The sequence below is a fragment of the Streptomyces formicae genome (assembly GCF_002556545.1).
Lineage (GTDB): Bacteria > Actinomycetota > Actinomycetes > Streptomycetales > Streptomycetaceae > Streptomyces > Streptomyces formicae_A.
In genome coordinates, this window is sequence record NZ_CP022685.1 from 8728845 (window position 1) to 8744129 (window position 15285).

General features: G+C 72.1%; 11 protein-coding genes. 8 read left to right on the forward strand and 3 right to left on the reverse strand.

Features of this window, described 5'->3' with window-relative positions:
• Positions 1-82: 82 nt before the first annotated feature.
• From KY5_RS37645 to hppD, 3 genes are all read right to left on the reverse strand, one after another.
• The gene (locus KY5_RS37645) at positions 83-2440 is read right to left on the reverse strand and encodes an ATP-binding cassette domain-containing protein (protein WP_098246403.1); all 2358 of its coding nucleotides are present in this window, start codon (positions 2438-2440) and stop codon (positions 83-85) included.
• Between the two features lie 195 nt (positions 2441-2635).
• Positions 2636-3733: an alpha-hydroxy acid oxidase gene (locus tag KY5_RS37650; RefSeq protein ID WP_098246404.1), complete on the reverse strand. Its 1098-nt coding sequence runs from the start codon at positions 3731-3733 to the stop codon at positions 2636-2638.
• On the reverse strand, positions 3714-4820 hold the full coding sequence (hppD, locus tag KY5_RS37655; protein ID WP_098246405.1) for a 4-hydroxyphenylpyruvate dioxygenase: 1107 nt from the start codon (positions 4818-4820) through the stop codon (positions 3714-3716). Before hppD ends, KY5_RS37650 begins: the two co-directional genes overlap by 20 nt.
• Before the next feature lie 189 nt (positions 4821-5009).
• On the opposite strand from hppD, the gene KY5_RS37660 reads away from it, so the two are divergent.
• The 8 genes from KY5_RS37660 to KY5_RS37695 all read left to right on the forward strand — a co-directional run bounded on the left by KY5_RS37660 (position 5010) and on the right by KY5_RS37695 (position 15128).
• A complete protein-coding gene (locus KY5_RS37660; RefSeq protein WP_199843417.1) occupies positions 5010-6131 on the forward strand; it encodes a prephenate dehydrogenase in 1122 nt (373 codons plus the stop codon).
• A 140-nt stretch (positions 6132-6271) separates the two neighbouring features.
• A complete protein-coding gene (locus KY5_RS37665; RefSeq protein ID WP_098246407.1) occupies positions 6272-8671 on the forward strand; it encodes an aminotransferase class I/II-fold pyridoxal phosphate-dependent enzyme in 2400 nt (799 codons plus the stop codon).
• 61 nt (positions 8672-8732) lie between these two features.
• Positions 8733-9806, forward strand: coding sequence for a 3,5-dihydroxyphenylacetyl-CoA synthase DpgA (gene dpgA, locus KY5_RS37670; RefSeq protein WP_098247740.1), 1074 nt, complete (start codon positions 8733-8735; stop codon positions 9804-9806).
• Positions 9807-9820: 14 nt separating this feature from the next.
• Positions 9821-10489, forward strand: a complete 669-nt coding sequence (gene dpgB, locus KY5_RS37675) for an enoyl-CoA-hydratase DpgB (RefSeq protein ID WP_199843419.1) — start codon at positions 9821-9823, stop codon at positions 10487-10489.
• The gene (dpgC, locus tag KY5_RS37680; RefSeq protein WP_098246409.1) at positions 10486-11844 is read left to right on the forward strand and encodes a (3,5-dihydroxyphenyl)acetyl-CoA 1,2-dioxygenase DpgC; all 1359 of its coding nucleotides are present in this window, start codon (positions 10486-10488) and stop codon (positions 11842-11844) included. Before dpgB ends, dpgC begins: the two co-directional genes overlap by 4 nt.
• A gap of 12 nt (positions 11845-11856) precedes the next feature.
• Positions 11857-12702: an alpha/beta fold hydrolase gene (locus KY5_RS37685; RefSeq protein WP_098246410.1), complete on the forward strand. Its 846-nt coding sequence runs from the start codon at positions 11857-11859 to the stop codon at positions 12700-12702.
• 36 nt (positions 12703-12738) lie between these two features.
• The gene (locus KY5_RS37690) at positions 12739-12963 is read left to right on the forward strand and encodes an MbtH family protein (protein WP_098246411.1); all 225 of its coding nucleotides are present in this window, start codon (positions 12739-12741) and stop codon (positions 12961-12963) included.
• 47 nt (positions 12964-13010) lie between these two features.
• Entirely contained in the window at positions 13011-15128 is a 2118-nt protein-coding gene (locus KY5_RS37695) for an ABC transporter ATP-binding protein (RefSeq protein WP_098246412.1), read from the forward strand.
• Positions 15129-15285: the final 157 nt, after the last annotated feature.

Here is a 15285-nt window from a genome sequence, read left to right on the forward strand (position 1 = left end):
CTTCCTTGTTCGTGATCACCACGCTAGGGAGCGGGCAGCACGCCGGACCCGACATCCTGTGCCCGATGCGGTCGGGTGGTGCTCAGCCGGTGCGCGGAAGCACCCTCGCCAGATACGGGGCGGTCCTGCTGCCCTCGGCGCGCGCCACCTCCGCCGGGGTGCCCGCCGCCACGACCAGTCCGCCCCGGTCGCCCCCGCCAGGCCCCAGGTCGATCACCCAGTCGGCGCCGGCCACCACCGCCATGTCGTGTTCCACGACCACCACGGAGTTCCCCGCGTCGACCAGTTCGTGCAGACGACGGGTGAGGACCTCCACGTCGGCCGGGTGCAGGCCCGTCGTCGGCTCGTCCAGGAGGTAGAGGGTGTGGCCGCGGCGCACCCGTTGCAACTCGCTGGCCAGTTTGATGCGCTGGGCCTCGCCGCCGGAGAGCTCGGTGGCGGGCTGGCCGAGCCGCAGATAGCCGAGGCCCACGTCGAGCAGCGTGCGCAGGCTGCGTACGACGGCCGGGGTGTCGGTGTCCGCGAAGAAGTCCGCGGCCGCCTCCACCGTGAGGTCGAGCACCTGCGCGATGTTCCGCCCGTGGTACGTCACTTCGAGCGTCTCGGGGTTGTAGCGGGCGCCCGCGCAGTCCGGGCAGGGCGCGTACGTACTGGGCAGGAAGAGCAGTTCGACGCTGACGAAGCCCTCGCCCTGGCAGGTCTCGCAGCGCCCGCCCGCCACGTTGAAGGAGAACCGGCCCGCTCCGTAGCCGCGCTCCTTCGCCGTGTCGGTCGCCGCGAAGACCTTGCGCACGACGTCGAAGAGGCCGGTGTACGTGGCGAGGTTGGAGCGCGGCGTGCGGCCGATCGGCTTCTGGTCCACGCAGACCAGGCGGCCCACCCCCGCGAGCTCCTCGGTGATCTCGCCGACGAGCGTCGACTTGCCGGACCCCGAGACGCCGGTCACCGCGGTGAAGGTGCCGAGCGGGACCTCCGCCGTCACCTCGCGCAGGTTGTGACGGTTCACCGGACCGACCTTCAACCAGCCCTGTGGAATGCGCACGTGGCGATCGGCGGGCGGCTCTTCGGCGAAGAGGAAGCGGGCCGTCTCCGATCCGGGGACCCCCGCGAGCTCCGCCACCGGACCGCTGTGCAGCACCTTGCCGCCGTGCTCGCCCGCCTGCGGTCCCACGTCGACGAGCCAGTCCGCGTGGCGTACGACGTCGAGGTGGTGCTCCACGACGAAGACGGAGTTGCCCGCGTCCTTGAGGCGGTCGAGGACCGTCAACAGGGCCTCGGTGTCGGCCGGGTGGAGTCCGGCCGACGGCTCGTCGAGGACGTACACCACGCCGAACAGGCCCGAGCGGAGCTGGGTCGCCAGGCGCAGCCGCTGCAATTCGCCCGCGGAGAGGGTGGGCGTGGCGCGGTCCGGGCTCAGATAGCCGAGGCCGAGCTCGGTGACGGTCGCGATCCTGGCCAGCAGGTCGTCGGTCAGGACGCGCGCGGTCTCCGACGCATCAGCCGCCCCCGCGAGGACGTCGGCCAGCTCCGAGAGCGGCAGCGCCGCGAGATCCGCGATCGTACGGCCCGCGAAGGTGACCGCCATCGCCTCGGGGCGCAGCCTGCTCCCGCCGCAGGCCGGACACGGCGCGCTCGTCAGGAACCGTTCGGCCTTCGCGCGCAGCGTCTGGCTCTTGGAGTCGGCGAAGGTCTTCATCACATAGCGGCGGGCGCTCATGTACGTGCCCTGGTAAGGGCGTTGGATGCGGCCCGCCTCGCGCACGGGGTGCACGGTCACCACCGGCTGCTCGTCCGTGAACAGGATCCACTCGCGGTCCTCGGGCGGCAGCTCGCGCCACGGGCGGTCCACGTCGTGGCCGAGCGTGTCCAGGACGTCGCGCAGGTTCTTGCCCTGCCACGCCCCCGGCCAGGCCGCGACGGCTCCCTCGCGGATGGAGAGCGAGGGGTCGGGGACGAGCAGCTCCTCAGTGGTGCGGTGCACCCGGCCGAGGCCGTGGCACTCGGGGCACGCACCGGCGGCCGTGTTCGGCGAGAAGGCGTCCGAATCGAGCCGCTCGGCGCCCTCGGGGTACGTGCCCGCCCGCGAGAACAGCATCCGCAGCGAGTTCGAGAGCGTGGTGACGGTGCCGACGGAGGAACGGGACGTCGGCGCGGAGCGGCGCTGCTGGAGCGAGACCGCGGGCGGCAGCCCGGTGATCTCGCCGACCTTCGGGGCACCCACCTGGTGGATGAGCCTGCGGGCGTACGGGGCGACGGACTCGAAGTAGCGCCGCTGGGCCTCGGCGTAGATCGTCCCGAAGGCGAGCGAGGACTTGCCGGAGCCGGAGACGCCCGTGAAGACCGCGAGCACGTCGCGCGGAACGTCCACGTCGACGCCCTGGAGATTGTGCTCGCGGGCGCCCCGGACGCGGACGTACGGGTCGTGGGGGCGGCTGTGCATGGGGGCTCCGTACGTGGCTCGGGGACAAACCCCACGATTCTAGGCCGCGGGCCTTGGCGCGAGTCGGGGACCCGGCGTGCCGCCCGGGCCCCGCCGTGTTTCGTTGTTCTCTGCCGGTGCTTCGGGGCTGGGCGCGCAGTTCCCCGCGCCCTTTACGGGGCGCCCCGTGGCTGGGCGCGCAGTTCCCCGCGCCCCTTAAGGGGTCGCCCGCATCGTGCGTAGGTGGGTTGCCGTGCTTACGTCCGTGCAGCCTGCCAGGCCCAGGGCGTCTTTGAACTCTGCTGCTAGGAGGTCGAGCACGTGGCGTACGCCCCGCTCGCCCGCCAGGGCCAGGCCCCAGAGCGGTGGGCGGCCGATCAGGACGCCGGACGCGCCCAGGGCCAGCGCCCTGAGGACGTCCGTGCCGGTGCGCACGCCGCTGTCCAGGAGGACCTCGCAGCGGTCGGCGACGGCCGCCACCACGGCGGGCAGCGCGTCGGCGCTCGGTACGGCGCCGTCCAGCTGGCGGCCCCCGTGGTTGGACACCACCACGGCGTCGACCCCGCACTCCACGGCGCGCACCGCGTCCTCGGGGGCCAGCACGCCCTTGAGGGCCAGCGGCAGACGGGTGCGCTCGCGCACCTGCGCGACGGCCGACCACGTCAGCGCGGGCGAGAACGCCGCGCCCGTGTGGGCGGCGAGCGCCGAGCCCGCGCCGGACGGGGCCCGGTGCGCCGCCGAAGGACGACCGTCGAGGTGCGCGGCCCGCACCCGGTCCGGCAGCGCGAAGCGGTTGCGTACGTCGCGCAGCCTGCGCCCCATCCACGGCACGTCCACGGTGAGCACCACCGCCTCCGCGCCCGCGTCCGCCGCCCGGTCGACCAGGTCGAGCGAGCGGCCCGGCTCACGCAGCCAGTACAACTGGAACCAGACGCTCCCGCCGATCGCCGTGAGCTGCTCCAGGGTCACGCTGCTCAGCGTGCTCGCGGTGAACGGCACCCCCGCGGCCTTCGCCGCACGGGCCGAGGCCAACTCGCCCTCGGGGTGCAGGAGCCGCTGATAGGCGACCGGCGCCAGGGCCACCGGCATCCGGTACGGACGCCCGAGCAGTTGCGCCCGCGTCGAGCACTCCGACACGTCACGGAGCACCCTGGGGACGAGGAACACCCGGTCCAGGGCGGCCCGGTTGGCGTCGAGCGTCGTCTCCGCGCCGCTGCCCCCTGCCACGAAGTCCCGTACGTCGGCGGGCAGCACCGCGGCGGCCGCCCGCTCGACGTCGGCCAGGCAGAGCAGGTCAGCGACGGTGGAAGCCACGCTGCTTCGTCCGCTCCACCTCCACCGCCTCGTACAGCGCCTTGATGTTCGCGCTGCCGAAGGTCGCGGAACCCTGGCGCTCGATGATCTCGAAGAACAGCGTGCCCCGCGCGTGGGCCGAGGCGGTGAAGATCTGGAAGAGCTGACCGTCGTGGTCCTCCGCCGCGAGCACGTTCGTCGCCCGCAGGTCCTCCAGGCGCCCCTCGCTCAGATCGACCCTGCGGCCGAGCCGGTCGTAGTACGAAGAGGGGGTGCGCAGGAAGGTGACGCCGCGGTCGGAGAGGGCACGGACCGAGTCCACCGCGTCGCGTGCCGAGAACGCCAAGTGCTGGACGCCCGCGCCCTGGTGGCTCTTGAGGAAGTCGTCGACCTGCCCGGAGGCGGCCGAGGTGTCGGGTTCGATGAGCGTCAGGGTCACCGTGCCGGAGGCGCCCTGCACGGCCGTCGAGTCCATCGCCTGGGTGCCGACGACGATGTGTTCCTCGAAGATGCTCCGGAAGCCGAGGGTGTCGCAGTAGTAGTCGACCATCGGTTCGAGGTCGCCCGCGTTGAGGCAGACCGCGATGTGGTCGAGGTCGACGAGGCCCACGTCACCGGCCCCTTCGTCGTCCGCGCCGGGGACCGGTTCGAATCCGGCGGGCAGTCCGGACGGTGCCGCGGGATCGCGCTGCACGAGCGTGTGGACGAGGTCCCCGAAGCCGCGGAGCGCCGCGGTGACCCCGGGCCCGCCCTCGGCCGCGTGCCGTTCGGGGCGGCGATGGGCGTGCGCGCCGCGTGCGACCGCCGCGTCGAACGCGGCCTCGACGTCGGCGGTGCGCAGCGCGATGTCGGCGACGCCGTCACCGTGTTCGAGGACGTACGCCGAGGCGGGGTGCTGTTCCGACAACGCCTCGGTGACGACGAGGGCGATCTTCCCGTGGCGCAGCGCGATGCCGCGATGGTCCGCCGACGCACCGGTCCCCACCACCGCGAAGCCGTACCGCTCGACCCAGGAGGACGCCGCCGCGTCCACGTCTTCGACGTACAACTCGACATAGTCGATGGAGAGATCCGCGAGCGGATCCGCTGCTTTCGATAAATCCCGCATGTGTGTCTCCAGAATCCGGAGAGAAATGAGCACCTGGGACTCTACGGTTTCGATCTCCCATCTGGCCACGGACAATATGGACGGACCCCGGAAAGGATCGGCGGCTTGGTGGTCGGGGCGTCACCTGCATAAAGTCGGTGAGCCTTTCGCTTTATGGCAGACGGCCTTTCGGACGGGGGAAGTCTTGTGATGCGCACCATGGCCGTCATCGGCACGGGCCTGATCGGCACGTCGGTCGCGCTCGCCGTGCGCGGGCGGGGCGTGGCGGTGTACCTCTCCGACCGGACCGGGGCCGCCGCGAGGACGGCCGCGGCCCTCGGCGCGGGAGTGGTGGCCACGCCGCAGGAGCCGGTGGACCTGGCCGTCATCGCCGTACCGCCCAGCCAGGTGTGCGCCGTGCTCATCGAGGCGCAGGAGCGCGGTCTCGCCCGCTGTTACACCGACGTGGCCAGCGTGAAGGCGGTCCCGGAGCGCGCCGCGCTGAGCCGCGCCCCCGCCCCCGACCGCTACATCGGCGGGCACCCGCTCGCGGGCCGGGAGCGCTCGGGCCCGCTCGCGGCGCGCGCCGAGCTGTTCCTCGACCGCAACTGGGTGCTCACCCCGTCCCCGCTGACCTCGGACGAGACCTTCGACCTGGCTCTCGAACTGGTGGAGCTGTGCGGCGCCGTACCCGTCGTGATGCGCAGTCAGGAGCACGACGCGGCCGTCGCCGTGACCTCGCACGTACCGCACCTGATGGCCAGCCTGATCGCCGCCCGGCTGCGCGAGGGACCTCCCGCGCTCTCCCTGGTGGCCGGTCAGGGACTGCGTGACGCCACCCGGATCGCGGGCGGTGACTCGCGGCTCTGGGGCGACATCCTGCGGTCCAACGCGCCCGCCGTCGCGGGCGTCCTCAAGGACCTGCACACCGACCTGTCCCGCCTCGTCCCCGCGCTCGACGCGCTCGCCGGGTCGGACGGCGGGGATCGTGACCAGGGGATGCGTACGCTCGTGGACCTCCTGGACCGGGGCATCTCGGGTCTGGCCGGGATCCCGGGGACCGGGCGGGCCGCGTCGGCCGACGGGCAGCGGGTGCGGGTGGGCGTCCCGGACCGCCCCGGGGAGCTGGCCCGGCTCCTGGCCGCCGTGACGGAACTGGGCGTGGTGGCGGAGGACGCCGCCGTGGACGGCGCGGCGGGCGGCGGCTCCGGTCTTGCCGCGCGGTTCACCGTCCCGGGGCCGGTCGCCGAGCGGTTGGTGACCGGGCTGCGGGCCGACGGCTGGGAGGCCGTACGCGAACACGACGCGCGGCTCCCGTTGCTCCAGGAATGACGGAACGCTCCAGGAACGGGAGAGCTGTCCAAGTGCGCGTTTCGGGCGGTTGGACGGCGTTGTTGGACTGTGGTGATTCATGTGAGTCTGAGCGGCGGGTGAAACATTCTTGCTAACTGCCGGATGGTGGGGGGAAATCCATGGCGGGACAGCGCTCCGACGGCTCCGCGCGGATTGTGCGGGGGCGCGGCGGGAAGAGCGGGAAATCGGATACCGCTGCCGCTCCCACTGCTGCTTCCGGAAATTCGGCGGACCCGCGGAATCATGGACCGGGCGGAAATCGCGGTGCGCGCGGCAAGGACGCCAACCGCGAGCTGTTCGACCGCATCGGCCTGCGGCAGCGCACCCCGCGCACCCCGCGCGATCCCGGCACGCCCGATACGGGCGTGAAGATCCTCGACAGGCCCTGGTCGGCACCCCTGGTCGTCGGCCCGCTGGACGCGCCGGCGCGTCCAGGCGGCGAGTTCGCCGTCGTCCAGGCCGCGGGGACGGCCGGACTCCCCGCCGTGATCAGTGCCTTCGCCGAACGCACCTTCGCCGAACTGGCCTCGGCCACCGACGCCCCACTGTGGCTGCGCACCTACGCCTTCGCCGACCGGGACACGGCACGGCGGCTCGCCGAGCAGGCCGAGGGCGCCGGATTCGGCGCGCTGCTGCTGGCCGTCGGCGACCGCGACGACATCCGCCTCAGGCGCGTGGCGGCCCCCGTCAACCTCGGCTGGCAGGGCCCGGTCGCCGACGTGCACGCCCTGCTCGGCGCCCGCGCCGACTGGTCCGACGTGACCGACCTGCGCGCGGCCACAGGCCTGCCACTGCTCGTCGCGGGCGTCCGCGACGCGGCCGACGCGCTGCGCGCCCTGGAGAGCGGCGCCGACGGGATCGTGGCCGACGCCCTGGCCGCGCTGCCCGAGATCGCGCGGACCGTGGCGGGGCGCTGCCCCGTCCTGCTGAGCGGCGGCGTACGGCGCGGCGCGGACGTCCTGGCCGCGCTCGCGTCGGGCGCCGACGCGGTGTTCGCGGGACGCCCGGTCCTCGACGGGCTGCGAGCCGGTGGGCGCGCGGGCGTCACGGAGGCACTGGACGGTCTCGTACGGGAGTTGGGCGAGGCGATGGCGTTCACGGGGACCGGCACGGTCGCCGACATCGGACCCGGCCTGATCAGGGCCGCGGCCCCGGCGCCTGACGTGGCGCGGCCCGCCGACGCCCGGCCCGTGGCGCTGCGCAAGTCCGAACTGCACGCCAGCCTCCGCGATCCCGTCCTGGACACGATGACGTTCCTCAACGAGATCACCTCCCGCTATCCGGACGCGATCTCCTTCGCGCCGGGGCGGCCCTACGACGGGTTCTTCGACAGCGAGCAGATCTTCAGCCACCTGCGCCGCTACCTCAACCACCTCGCGGAGCAAGGGAGTTCGCCGCAGGACATCCGCACCGCGATGTACCAGTACGGGCCCACCGCCGGGCAGATCCGCGAGATCATCGCCGACTCGCTGCGCGCCGACGAGAACATCGACGTACCCGCCGAGTCCGTCGTGGTGACGGTCGGCGCCCAAGAGGCGATGCTCCTGGTGCTGCGCGCGCTCATCGGCGGGCCCGACGACGTACTCCTGGTCTCCAGCCCCTGCTACGTGGGGATCGCGGGCGCGGCCCGGCTCCTGGACATCCCCGTCACCCCGGTCGAGGAGCGCGAGGACGGCGTCTCCTGCGCCGACCTGGAGGCGGTGCTCAGGGCCGAGAAGGCGCGCGGCCGACGTCCCCGCGCCTTCTACGTCGTCCCCGACCACTCCAATCCCTCGGGCACCACGATGGGCGAGGCGGCCCGTGCCGAACTGCTCGAACTCGCCGCCCGGCACGACCTCCTCATCCTGGAGGACAGCCCCTACCGGCTCGTCAGCCCGGGGCCGCCGCTGCCGACCCTGAAGTCCATGGACCGCGCGCACTCGGTCGTGCACCTGGGCTCGTTCTCCAAGACGGTCTTCCCCGGCGCCCGGGTCGGCTTCGTCGTCGCCGACCAGCCCGTCATCGACGACCGGGGCCGCACCGGACTGCTCGCCGACGAACTCGCCAAGATCAAGAGCATGGTGACGGTCAACACGTCCTCGCTCAGCCAGGCCGCCGTCGCGGGCACGCTGCTCGCCGCGGGCGGCCGGGTCTCGGAGCTGAACGCGGCGGCGTCCCAGTACTACGGCGACGCCATGCGGGCCACGCTCAGGGAACTGGACACCCGGCTGCCGAGGGAGCGCAGGGAAGCGCTGGGCGTGCGGTGGAACGAACCCGCCGGCGGCTTCTTCCTGACCGTCCGCGTGCCCTTCCGCGCGGACAACGCGGCGCTGACCCGGTCGGCACAGGACTTCGGTGTCATCTGGACGCCGATGACGTACTTCCATCCCGGTGGCGGCGGCCTGCACGGCATGCGCCTGTCCACCAGCTACTTGACGCCCGCTCAGATCGCCGAGGGCACCGCGCGGCTCGTGCGCTTCATCGAGGCCGAATCCGCGAACCCGTCGCGCGACGAGACGAACGAAGGGACAGCACAGTGACAAGCATCAACGACGCCCGGCCCCCGCGCAGTCCGCGGCGCAGGTGGGGGTGGACCTTCCGATGACCACCGACACCGCGCTCCTCGGGGTGGGCACGGCCGTCACGGCCACCTCGTACTCCCAGCCGGAAGTGCTCGACGCGTTCGGGATCACCGATCCCAAGGTGCGCTCCGTCTTCCTGAACAGCGCGATCGAGCGCCGCAACCTCACGCTGCCGCCCCAGGACGCCCACGGCGTACGGCACTCCGAGGAGCAGGGCGACCTGCTCGACAAGCACAAGGCGCTGGCCCTGGAGATGGGTGCCGACGCGCTGCGCTCCTGCCTCAAGGAGGTCGGGGCGGAACTCTCCGACGTGCGGCACCTGTGCTGCGTGACGTCCACCGGTCTGCTCACGCCCGGCCTCAGTGCCCTGCTGATCCGCGAGTTGGGCCTCGACCGGCACTGCTCCAGGAGCGACATCGTCGGCATGGGCTGCAACGCGGGACTCAACGCCCTCGGCGTGGTGGCCGGTTGGTCCGTGGCGCATCCGGGCGAGCTCGCCGTCGTCCTGTGCGTTGAGGCGTGCTCCGCCGCGTACACGGTGGACGGCACCATGCGTACGGCGGTCGTCAACAGCCTCTTCGGCGACGGGGCCGCGGCCGTGGCGCTGCGCTCGGACCCGGACCTGACGGTACGTCATGACCGCACGGTGGCCGCCCCTTCCGTCCTGAAGTTCGCCAGCTGCGTCATCCCCGAAGCGGTCGACGCCATGCGCTACGACTGGGACCGCGAGCAGAGCAGGTTCAGCTTCTACCTCGACCCGCAGATCCCCTACGTGGTGGGCGCGCACGCCGAGCTCGTGGTGGACCGGCTGCTCGCGGACACCGGGCTGCGCAGGAGCGACATCCGGCACTGGCTGGTCCACTCCGGCGGGAAGAAGGTCATCGACGCCGTCGTCGTGAACCTGGGTCTGACCAGGCACGACGTGCGGCACACGGTCGGCGTGCTGCGCGACCACGGGAACGTGTCCAGCGGCTCGTTCCTCTTCTCCTACGAACGACTCCTCGAAGAGGGTGTCGCCCGGCCCGGCGATTACGGAGTGCTCATGACCATGGGGCCGGGCTCCACGATCGAGACCGCACTGATTCGATGGTGAGGACGGAACGGGTTATGGAACCCCTGCACACACTGGAGATCGACGGCTCCGCGCCGCTGTCGCCCGCCGCCGTCAAGGCCGTCGCGGCGCTCTGCGACCGGATCGAGGACCGGGCGGGCCGCGGCCTCGTGGTCGTCCGCGTCGCCGGAGCCCCGGCCGGGGACCGTCCCGGCGGGTTCGACGTCACCCTGGTCACCAAGTGGGAGCGCGCCCTGCGGCGCCTGGAACGACTGCCCGCGCCCACGGTCGCGGTGGCCGACGGGGTGTGCGGAGGGACCGCGCTCGACGTGTTCCTCGCCGCCGACCTGCGCGTGGCCACGCCGGACACCCGGCTGCTCGTGCCGCGCGACACCACCGCCACCTGGCCCGGCATGGCCGCCTACCGCCTGGTCCAGCTGGCAGGGGTGGCGGGGGCCCGCAGGGCCGTCCTCTTCGGCCGCCCGATCGAGGCGGCCGAGGCCCTCGCGCTCGGCATCGCCGACGAGATCGTCGACGACCCGAAGGACGTGCTCGTCGCCGCGGCCGAGCTGACCGACGGCCTCTCGGGACAAGAGGTCGCGATCCGGCGGCAGTTGCTGTTCGACGCCGCGACGACCGGCTTCGAGGACGCGCTCGGCGCACACCTGGCCGCCTGCGACCGCACCCTGCGCCAGGGCGCGGCGAAGGAGGCGGCGGCCTCATGACGACGGTGCTGCCCGCGCGGCGCGCCCACGAGGACGTCGTCGACGCCTGGACGCGGCTCTCCGCCGCGTCCGGCGCGGTCGCGCGCGCCGCGGACCTGGTGGCGTCGCTGCCCGCCCCGCCCGCGCGCACGCGCGGGCAGCGGGCCGCGACGGCCGCCGCCAAGGACGCGGCCCGCGCGCTGCGCACCCGCTTCATGGACGTGTACGCCGACGCGGTGTACGACCGGCTCACCGCGGACCGCACCCTCGATCTGCGCATCGCCGAACTCCTCGAAGCGGCGGCGGCCGAACTCCCGGGACTGGTACCGGACGCCGCGCGCCTGGCGGCCGAACGGAGCAGGCCCCAGGCCGCCAAGGAGGGCGACGAGATCGACCAGGGCATCTTCCTGCGCGCGGTGCTCCGCTCGCCGACCGCGGGCCCGCACCTGCTCGACGCCATGCTCCGGCCCACCCCACGGGCGCTGCGGCTGCTGCCCGCTTTCACCAGGACCGGTGTGGTGGAGATGGACGCCGTACGTCTGGAGCGCCGCGACGACGGCGTCGCCAGGATCACCCTGTGCCGGGGCGACTGCCTCAACGCCGAGGACAGCGCACAGGTCGACGACATGGAGACCGCCGTCGACCTGGCCCTGCTCGACCCGGCCGTACGCGTGGGACTGCTGCGCGGCGGCGAGATGAGCCATCCGCGCTACCGGGGCAGGCGCGTGTTCAGCGCGGGCATCAACCTCAAGAGCCTCAGCTCCGGCGACATCCCGCTGGTCGGCTTCCTGCTCCGCCGTGAACTCGGCTACCTCCACAAGATCGTCCGCGGTGTGCTCGCCGACCACCCCGGACAGTGGCACTCGCCCCGCGTCGAGAAGCCGTGGGTCGCCGCCGTGGACGGCTTCGCGATCGGGGGAGGCACCCAGGTGCTCCTGGTCTGCGACCACGTACTCGCCGCGTCCGACGCCTACTTGAGCCTGCCCGCGGCGAAGGAGGGCATCATCCCCGGCGTCGCCAACTTCCGGTTCACGCGCTACGTCGGCCCGCGCCCGGCCCGCCAGGTCATCCTGGAGGGCCGCCGGATCCGCGCGAGCGAACCCGACGCGCGGCTGCTCGTCGACGAGGTCGTGGAGCCCGAGGAGATGGACGCCGCCGTGGAGCGGAGCCTGCGGCGCCTCGACGGCGAAGCGGTCCTCGCCAACCGCCGGATGCTGAACCTCGCCGAGGAGCCGCCCGACGCGTTTCGCGCGTACATGGCGGAGTTCGCGCTCCAGCAGGCGCTGCGGATCTACGGCCAGGACGTGATCGCCAAGGTCGGCAGGTTCGGCGCCGGGCCGGGCGGATCCGACCGGGTCGCGCCCGGCGGCGGGTGAGGGGAGACGTCGATGCCGATCGCCACGCGCGACGGGATCAGCCTCGGCTACGAGGAGTACGGCACCGGCGAGCCGGTCGTCATGGTGACCGGCACCGGCGCGCCCGGACGGATGTGGCGCACCCACCAGGTGCCCGCCCTCACCGCGGCGGGACACCGGGTGATCACCCTGGACAACCGGGGGATCCCGCCGAGCGACCCCTGCCCCGAGGGCTTCACCCTCGCCGACATGGCGGCGGACGTGGCCAGGCTCATCGAGCACGTGGGCGCGGGCCCCTGCCGGGTGGTCGGCTACTCGCTGGGCGCGCTCGCCGTCCAGGAACTCCTGCTGGCCCGCCCCGGCCTCGTACGCCAGGCCGTCCTGATGGCCACCAGCGGACGTACCGACGCGCTGACCGCCGCGATGACGGCCGCCGACCTCGAACTCAGCGACGGCGACGGCAAGTTGCCGACCCGCTTCGCCGCCTACGTGAAGGCCCTGCAGAACCTCTCGCCGCGCACCCTCAACGACGAGGAGCGACTGCGCGACTGGCTCGCCGTCTTCGAGATGTCGGCCGTGGACCCGGCGGGCGCGCGCGGGCAGCTCGGCCTCCAGCTCATCCCCGACCGCCGTCCCGCCTACCGGCGCATCACCACACCGTGCCTCGTCATCGGATTCCAGGACGACCTGGTGGTGCGCCCGCACCTGTCCCGCGAGGTCGCGCGCTCCATTCCCGGCAGTTCCTATGCCGAGATCCCGGGATGCGGCCACTACGGATATCTGGAGAACCCGGCAGCGGTGAATTCCGCGATCGTCGATTTCTTCTCCGGGGGCCGCCTGGACGGCCTTGTCGCTCCTCATAAGCCCCGGCTAGCGTGAAACACGCCCTGCCGACGGAAATTGATCGGAGTTGTTATGCCGAACCCGTTCGACGACGAAAACGGCACCTTCCTCGTTCTCGTCAACGACGAGAACCAGCACTCGCTGTGGCCCTCCTTCGCCGAGGTGCCCGCCGGTTGGAAGGCCGTCTTCGGAGAGGACACCCGGACGGCCTGCCTCGACTACATCGAGGAGCACTGGACGGACATGCGCCCCAAGAGCCTCATCGAGGAAATGGACAAGTACGAAGCCGCCAGCTAGGCGAACCCCGACCTGAACGACAACGAAAACAGGAGGTTTTCGTGGCCATGATCGGCGGCCCGGGGCCGATGGTGATACGGGGGATGGGTCCGGACGAGTCGGTGACCAGGCAGAAGATCAAAGCCGGCACGGCGAAACGAATCCTCCCCTACGCAAAACCGTACCGCGTCAACATAGTTCTCCTCGTGATCGTCACCGCGCTGAACGCAGCCAACGTGGTGGCCATGCCCATTCTGTTCAAGTACCTCATCGACGACGGCATCTCCAAGGGCAACACCTCCCTCGTCGTATGGATCTCCGTGGCGGTCGCGGGACTCGCACTCGTCAGTGCGGCCGTGGGATTCGCGGAGGCCTGGTACTCGGGCCGGATCAGCGAGGGACTCATCTACGACCTCCGCACCAAGATCTTCGACCATGTGCAGCGCCAGCCACTGGCGTTCTTCACCCGCGCCCAGACCGGGTCCCTCGTCAGCAGGCTCAACACCGACGTGGTCGGCGCCCAACAGGCCGTCACCACCCTGCTGTCCACGGTGGTCTCCGCGGGACTGACCCTGATCCTCGTCCTCGGCGCGATGTTCTACCTCTCCTGGGTGGTCACCCTGATCTCCCTGGTGGTCATCCCGCTGTTCATCCTGCCCGGCCGGATCGTCGGCCAGCGGCTCCAGCGCATCATGCGCGAGCACATGCAGGTCAACGCCGAGGTCGGCTCGTTCATGAACGAGCGGTTTAACGTCACGGGCGCGCTGCTCGCCAAGCTCTACGGCCGGCCCGCCTCCGAGACGGGCCTGTTCTCCCGCCTCGCCGCCAAGGGACGCGACCTGGGGATCCTGACCTCCGTCTACGGCAGGATGCTCTTCCTGACGATGACGCTGGTCGGCTCCCTTGCCACGGCCCTCGTGTACGGCCTGGGCGGCAGCCTCGTCATCGACGGCACCTTCCAGATCGGCACGCTCGTGGCGCTCGCCGTGCTCCTCACCCGGCTCATGGCGCCGATCAACCAGCTCTCGGGCGCCCACACCAGCCTGGTGACCGCCCTCGTCAGCTTCGACCGGCTCTTCGAGGTCCTCGACCTCAAGCCGCTGATCTCCGAGAAGCCGAACGCCGTGCCGCTTCCCTCGTCCGCCGAGGGCGGCACGACGGCACCCGAGATCCAGTTCGACGGGGTCTCCTTCCGCTACCCGAAGGCGTCCGACGTCTCCCTCGCCTCCCTGGAGTCGATCGCGCTGCCCTCGCAGGAACGCACCACGAACGCCTGGACGCTGCGCGACCTGAGCTTCACGGCGCCCGCGGGCAAGCTCACCGCCCTCGTCGGCCCTTCGGGCGCGGGCAAGACGACCATCACCCACCTGGTGCCGAGGCTCTACGACCCGGTCGAGGGCATCATCCGCATCGGCGGACACGACATCCGCGACGTGACGCTGAAGTCGCTCAACGACACCGTCGGCATGGTCACCCAGGACGCGCACCTCTTCCACGCGACCATCCGCGACAACCTCACCTACGCACGGCCCGACGCGAGCGAACAGGAGCTCATCGACGCGTGCAGGGCCGCGCAGATCTGGCACCTCATCGAGGCGCTGCCGGACGGCTTCGACACGGTCGTCGGCGATCGCGGGTACCGCCTGTCCGGCGGTGAGAAGCAGCGCATCGCCATGGCCAGGCTGCTCCTGAAGGCGCCGCCGATCGTCGTACTCGACGAGGCCACCGCCCACCTCGACTCGGAGTCCGAGGCGGCCCTGCAACGCGCCCTCAAGACCGCGCTGCGCGGCCGGACCTCCCTGGTGATCGCCCACCGGCTCTCCACCATCAGGGACGCCGACCAGATCCTGGTCGTCGACAAGGGCCGGGTCCAGGAGCGCGGCACCCACGACGAACTGCTCGCGCTCGACGGGCTCTACGCGGAGCTGTACCGCACGCAGTTCGCCCGCCAGGGCTCGGCCAACGGCGTCGAACCGCGCCCGGAACCGGTGCCCGAACCGGTCGGCGGACCCATGCTGCACGGCGGTCCCGACGGGCCCATGCCGGGCGGCCCCGGCGGCCCCGGACTCTTCCTGCTGCCGCTGGGCGAGGGCCCGGGACCCGACGGAGGACCGGGACCAGGTCCTGGCCCGGGCGGTCCAGGACCGCGGATCATCGGCGGACCGCCCCCGCCGCGGCAGGACTGACCCGGCGGCAGGCATGACCTTGCGGCAGGACTGACCCGCACGCATACGGAAGCGCGGCATCCGCACCGTCGTTCGCGGCGGCGCGGATGCCGCGCCGCCGTGCGGGGTACCTTGCTGCTGTATGTGCTCCGCACACGGCCGCGGCGGGCTGTGACCG

Excerpts from the sequence above, each read along its gene's own strand:
- dpgC (WP_098246409.1), top strand. The coding sequence starts at position 10,486 with ATGACGACGGTGCTGCCCGCGCGGCGCGCCCACGAGGACGTCGTCGAC.
- hppD (WP_098246405.1), bottom strand. The coding sequence starts at position 4,820 with ATGCGGGATTTATCGAAAGCAGCGGATCCGCTCGCGGATCTCTCCATC.
- KY5_RS37665 (WP_098246407.1), top strand. The coding sequence starts at position 6,272 with ATGGCGGGACAGCGCTCCGACGGCTCCGCGCGGATTGTGCGGGGGCGC.
- dpgB (WP_199843419.1), top strand. The coding sequence starts at position 9,821 with ATGGAACCCCTGCACACACTGGAGATCGACGGCTCCGCGCCGCTGTCG.
- dpgA (WP_098247740.1), top strand. The coding sequence starts at position 8,733 with ATGACCACCGACACCGCGCTCCTCGGGGTGGGCACGGCCGTCACGGCC.
- KY5_RS37660 (WP_199843417.1), top strand. The coding sequence starts at position 5,010 with ATGCGCACCATGGCCGTCATCGGCACGGGCCTGATCGGCACGTCGGTC.
- KY5_RS37685 (WP_098246410.1), top strand. The coding sequence starts at position 11,857 with ATGCCGATCGCCACGCGCGACGGGATCAGCCTCGGCTACGAGGAGTAC.
- KY5_RS37695 (WP_098246412.1), top strand. The coding sequence starts at position 13,011 with ATGATCGGCGGCCCGGGGCCGATGGTGATACGGGGGATGGGTCCGGAC.
- KY5_RS37690 (WP_098246411.1), top strand. The coding sequence starts at position 12,739 with ATGCCGAACCCGTTCGACGACGAAAACGGCACCTTCCTCGTTCTCGTC.
- KY5_RS37645 (WP_098246403.1), bottom strand. The coding sequence starts at position 2,440 with ATGCACAGCCGCCCCCACGACCCGTACGTCCGCGTCCGGGGCGCCCGC.